A 4,137-nucleotide genomic window follows, 5' to 3' on the forward strand; every position below is an offset into this window, starting at 1 on the left:
AAAGCGTTATGAGTCTACGACCTAGTTGGGCTGTGCGACCTGGGTCTCGATATCGCCGGTCAGCCGTTTATCTTCGGTGATGCGGGCAATATCGCCCAGGCTGATGATGCCGACCAGGCGTTTGTCGCTGTTCAGCACCGCGAGGCGGCGAATCTGCTCCAGCTTCATGATGTCGGCCGCTTCATTGATTTCGTCGTCCTCGAAACAGTAGACGATCTGTTCAGACAGGACCTCTGCCACCGTCGCATTGGGGCCGCGCCCTTCGGCCAGACCGCGGATGACAATGTCGCGGTCGGTGACAGCACCTTTGAGGCGGTCGTCCTCACCCACCGGTAAATAGCCGAAATCGCCATCGCGCATCAGCTTAGCGGCTTCACCAAGCGAGGTGTCGGGGGCAACAAGCTGGAATTTCGTAGTCATGATGTCCCTGACAAGCATGGGAAACCTCCTGATTAGTACGTCCCGGGCGGATCGCTGGCGGGAAAGGTGTCGTCGATCATCGAGTCGATCTGATCTTCGTTGAGGTCGTTCATCTGCTTCTTCTCGGCACGCAGATACGGCTTGCGCCCGACGGGTCCGTGGAGGAAGCCGTCGATAAACGACCGGATGGCGGTAATGACGATCATGGGCATTCTCCTGGTTGCAAAGGGGCTAGTCGTCCCGACTTTGGCGGCCGTCTTTCTGAAGGTCGTGTGTGCTGCGTTCGAAACGACCGATGTTATTGTGTTCGCGCTGGTAGGCCCGCTCATAGCCGCGCTTGTCCTGGTCGCTGCTGTAGTGGTGAGCGCCGTACCGTCCGAGGGCAGCCGGTTCCGCCTGAGGCGCAGCGGCGTCGGCCGGAGGGTTGCCGGCGTTCGCCGAGCGGTCACGTTCGCTACCGGTTGGGACGCGAGTTTCGGAGGCGTTGTCACGATCATTATCATTGTCGCGATACATTCGCGGACTCATGGCCTTGTATGTCCTGTCCATGCCGTTATCCTGCTTGTGCGGGGGAGGGGAGGTGGTGCGCATGATGAGCTCCTTAAGGCTTGATGGGGCGGATTTCGGGATTGACCGCAGTCTTGCCATACTGGCCGCGTTCGTCGTGGCCGGTGCCGCTATCAGGATTGCGGGGGCGCCCGTCTTGTTGCGCAGGGTTTCACCCTGGTCGGCGCGTTTCTGATCACGGTTGACGGAATCGTTGTGCTGTGCCGGTCGCTTTGTGGCGGCCATGAAGGACTCCTCGCCTATTATGAAAGCTTTGTGGGGAAAGGCGAGACTACGAGTCTGCGGGTAAGATTATTATGCCTATAGCGGACCGGTTCGTAAAACTTCGGTAAGGCGCTATCAGACGGCTTCCCACGGGTTCGCCGCATTGGCCGGCCGCTGCAGCGTAAAGCAGAAATGCGCCCCGCCCAGGTCACCGTCAGGGCGCAGCATCAGGCTGCTGCCGTGGCCTTGCAGGATCTGCCGCGCCAGGCTGAGTCCCACGCCGGTGCCGGTCGCCTTGGTGGTATAGAACGGCAGGAAGATGGTCTCAGCCATGGCCGGCTCAATGCCAGGGCCGCTGTCTTCGACCTCGACCTCGACCTGGCGTTCGCTCAAGGTAAGGCTGAGCCGCACCCTGGGACGAGGGCTATCCTGGGCCGCTTCGGCGGCGTTATTGAGCAGGTTGGTCAGACACAGCCGCACCTGATCCGCGTCCATAACCACAATCGCCCCAGCGACGTCGCTGACCAGGTCCAGTGCCACGCCGCGGGGGTCCCATTGCGCCCGGAAAGCCTGGGCGATTTCGCTGGCGAATGGGGTTAGGCCCACCGGCTTGAGATCGGGCGGCGGCAAGCGCGTCAGGATACGGTAGGAGTCAACGAACCCAACCAGACCTTCGGTTCGTGCGACGACGGTCCCCAGGGCGCCGCGCGCCAGGGCCAGGCTTTCGGCTGTGTTGTCCTCGATCAGCTCCAATGCGCTGCGGCTCATCGAGGCGACTGGTGTGAGGGCGTTCATCAGTTCGTGGTTCAGCACCTTCAGCAGGTCGCGCAAGGCGGAGGCCTCGGCGGCGCGGACCTCGGGTGTAATGTCGATCAGGATGGCCAGCAGGGCGTGGTCCAGCCTGGCCTTGTGAATGGCGTAACGGCCGCCGCGCCAGTCGATCTGGCCACGCAGGCTGTCCAGCCGGTCGCCGGGGCCCAGCAGCGCCCAGCGCGTCGCCACCGGCAGCTCCGACGAGGCGTCGAACATTTGGCGGGCGGCGCGGTTGACCGCGATCAGCCGGCCATCCTCCTCCTGCAGCAGCAAGGGGGAGGGGGTCTCGTCGACCAGGGCGCTAAGGCGGCGGCGGCTCTGTTCCGACGCGAAGGTGGCATCGGGTGCGCGCTGGACCGGCGATTGACGGCGGCGCTGGCTTAGCAGCAGGATATTGACCAGGATCAGTCCAGCGACCGCACAGACCACCGCCGTCGCCACATGGCCGGCGGCAGCGGCGGCCCAGCACAGGGCGCCGCAGGCAAAGACACCGGCCTGGGCCGCGCCGAGACGGAACCAGGCCTTAAAGTCCATATTTACAGGTCACGTTTTCATAGGCCATGTTTTCTATAGGCCATGTTTTTCCATGCGCCGGTACAGGGCGGCCCGGGTCAGGCCCAACTCCTTGGCGGCGTGGGAGATATTGAAGGCGTGCCGGTTGAGGGCCTCGCGGATCAGTTCGCGCTCCGACCGTTCCAGGTTGAGATCGACAGGTGGCGGGGGCGGGGGCACGACCCGCGGCTGTTCGATGGCGGCATTGAGCGTGGCGATCAAACGATCATTGTGCCACGGCTTGACGACGAAATCCTCGGCACCCACCCGCATGGCCTGGACGGCGATGCTCAACCCGCTATGGCCGGTGACAACCACAACTGGGGTGTGGGGATCGAGTCGCTTACGCTCCTCCAGAAAGGCGAGACCGGCCTCGCCCGAGGTATCGCCGCGGCGGAAGTTGAGGTCCAGCAGGATGATGTCGAACTTCGAATCGGCCAGCCGGGCGCGGGCTTCGTCCGGCGTCTGGGCGCCGGTCATGTCGTAGCCGTGCCGGCGTAAGGCCAGATCGGCCGCCGCCAGGATATCGGCGTCATCATCGAGAAAGAGGGCCTTGCGGCGGGGGTCGGACATGTTCGATTTCGGACACTTAGAGGTGAGTTTACGACCCCAAATTGGCTGAAAAAATCAAAAAAGTCAAATAAAATCTGGTGTTTATGTCGTTGGTGAAATCTGTGTTAAGTTATAATCGGATCCGCGTATCACGCCCCCGCCCCTGTGGGAATGTGATGGTGCGGACTCTCAGCGGGGGCGCCGGGAGGGGGACTGATCGCGGCGGGGACATCCGTCTCCGCCGGATCACGTCATCTGGTAGAGCTCCTGGCTTACACCCGAACGCACGTCGTGATAGTCAGATTGCCCTTCCTGCCGCCGGTGTACCGCTTCGAATGATCGAACTCAAGAACATCACCCGCCTGTATCGCTCGGTCGAGGTTTCGACGGCCGCTCTGCGCAGTATCGACCTGACCATAGCCAAGGGCGAATTCCTGGCCATTATGGGGCCGTCGGGCTGCGGCAAGTCGACCCTGCTGAACATATTGGGGGCGATCGACCGTCCGACCACGGGCAGTTACCACTATGACGGCCTGGAACTGACCCGTCTGAACGAAGCCAACCTGGCGGAATTCCGCGCCCGGCACCTGGGCTTCGTTTTCCAGAGTTTCAACCTGGTCGACGACCTGACCGTGCAGGAAAACGTCGAGCTGGGGGTATTGTACCGCAAGGACCTTAAGGGGCAGCGCAGCAACCTGGTCGAGGCAGCCCTGGACCGGGTAGGACTGGCGCACCGGGCGCGGCACTTCCCGAACCAACTGTCCGGTGGCCAGCAGCAACGCGTGGCGATTGCCCGCGCCATTGCGGGTTCGCCGGACCTGATCTTGGCCGACGAACCGACCGGCAACCTGGACAGCGAAAACGGCGCCCAGATCATGTCCATCCTCAAAGGTTTGAACGCGGCGGGTTCGACCATCGTCATGGTGACGCACTCACGCGCCCAGGCCGATCAGGCGTCTCGCCAGATCGACATGCTGGACGGCCGGTTGCTGCTGTCGGTGACCAGGGCGGTATAGAGGGTGTTTTGGT

At 62.6% G+C, this 4,137-nt stretch carries 6 protein-coding genes; 1 reads left to right on the plus strand and 5 read right to left on the minus strand.

The features are described 5' to 3' along the window. Positions 1-21 precede the first annotated feature (21 nt). From ABI_RS09520 to ABI_RS09535, 5 genes are all read right to left on the minus strand, one after another. Complete coding sequence (locus tag ABI_RS09520; protein WP_006272721.1) at positions 22-438, minus strand: CBS domain-containing protein; 417 nt, start codon at positions 436-438, stop codon at positions 22-24. Between the two features lie 14 nt (positions 439-452). Further along, positions 453-626: a hypothetical protein gene (locus ABI_RS25620; protein ID WP_006272722.1), complete on the minus strand. Its 174-nt coding sequence runs from the start codon at positions 624-626 to the stop codon at positions 453-455. 25 nt (positions 627-651) lie between these two features. Continuing rightward, positions 652-1,212, minus strand: coding sequence for a hypothetical protein (locus tag ABI_RS09525; protein WP_006272723.1), 561 nt, complete (start codon positions 1,210-1,212; stop codon positions 652-654). A gap of 114 nt (positions 1,213-1,326) precedes the next feature. Continuing rightward, positions 1,327-2,538 (minus strand): sensor histidine kinase, encoded by a 1,212-nt coding sequence (locus ABI_RS09530; RefSeq protein WP_006272724.1) that lies wholly within the window; start codon positions 2,536-2,538, stop codon positions 1,327-1,329. 33 nt (positions 2,539-2,571) lie between these two features. Next, entirely contained in the window at positions 2,572-3,129 is a 558-nt protein-coding gene (locus ABI_RS09535) for a response regulator transcription factor (protein WP_006272725.1), read from the minus strand. A 314-nt stretch (positions 3,130-3,443) separates the two neighbouring features. Here ABI_RS09535 and ABI_RS09540 point away from each other — a divergent pair, with 314 nt between their 5' ends. Next, positions 3,444-4,124, plus strand: a complete 681-nt coding sequence (locus ABI_RS09540; protein ID WP_006272726.1) for an ABC transporter ATP-binding protein — start codon at positions 3,444-3,446, stop codon at positions 4,122-4,124. Positions 4,125-4,137 lie beyond the last annotated feature (13 nt).

The organism is Asticcacaulis biprosthecium C19 (assembly GCF_000204015.1).
Taxonomy (GTDB): Bacteria; Pseudomonadota; Alphaproteobacteria; order Caulobacterales; family Caulobacteraceae; genus Asticcacaulis; species Asticcacaulis biprosthecius.

Coding starts and splice junctions, on each gene's coding strand:
- ABI_RS09520 (WP_006272721.1), bottom strand. CDS start 438: ATGCTTGTCAGGGACATCATGACTACGAAATTCCAGCTTGTTGCCCCC.
- ABI_RS25620 (WP_006272722.1), bottom strand. CDS start 626: ATGATCGTCATTACCGCCATCCGGTCGTTTATCGACGGCTTCCTCCAC.
- ABI_RS09525 (WP_006272723.1), bottom strand. CDS start 1,212: ATGGCCGCCACAAAGCGACCGGCACAGCACAACGATTCCGTCAACCGT.
- ABI_RS09530 (WP_006272724.1), bottom strand. CDS start 2,538: ATGGACTTTAAGGCCTGGTTCCGTCTCGGCGCGGCCCAGGCCGGTGTC.
- ABI_RS09535 (WP_006272725.1), bottom strand. CDS start 3,129: ATGTCCGACCCCCGCCGCAAGGCCCTCTTTCTCGATGATGACGCCGAT.
- ABI_RS09540 (WP_006272726.1), top strand. CDS start 3,444: ATGATCGAACTCAAGAACATCACCCGCCTGTATCGCTCGGTCGAGGTT.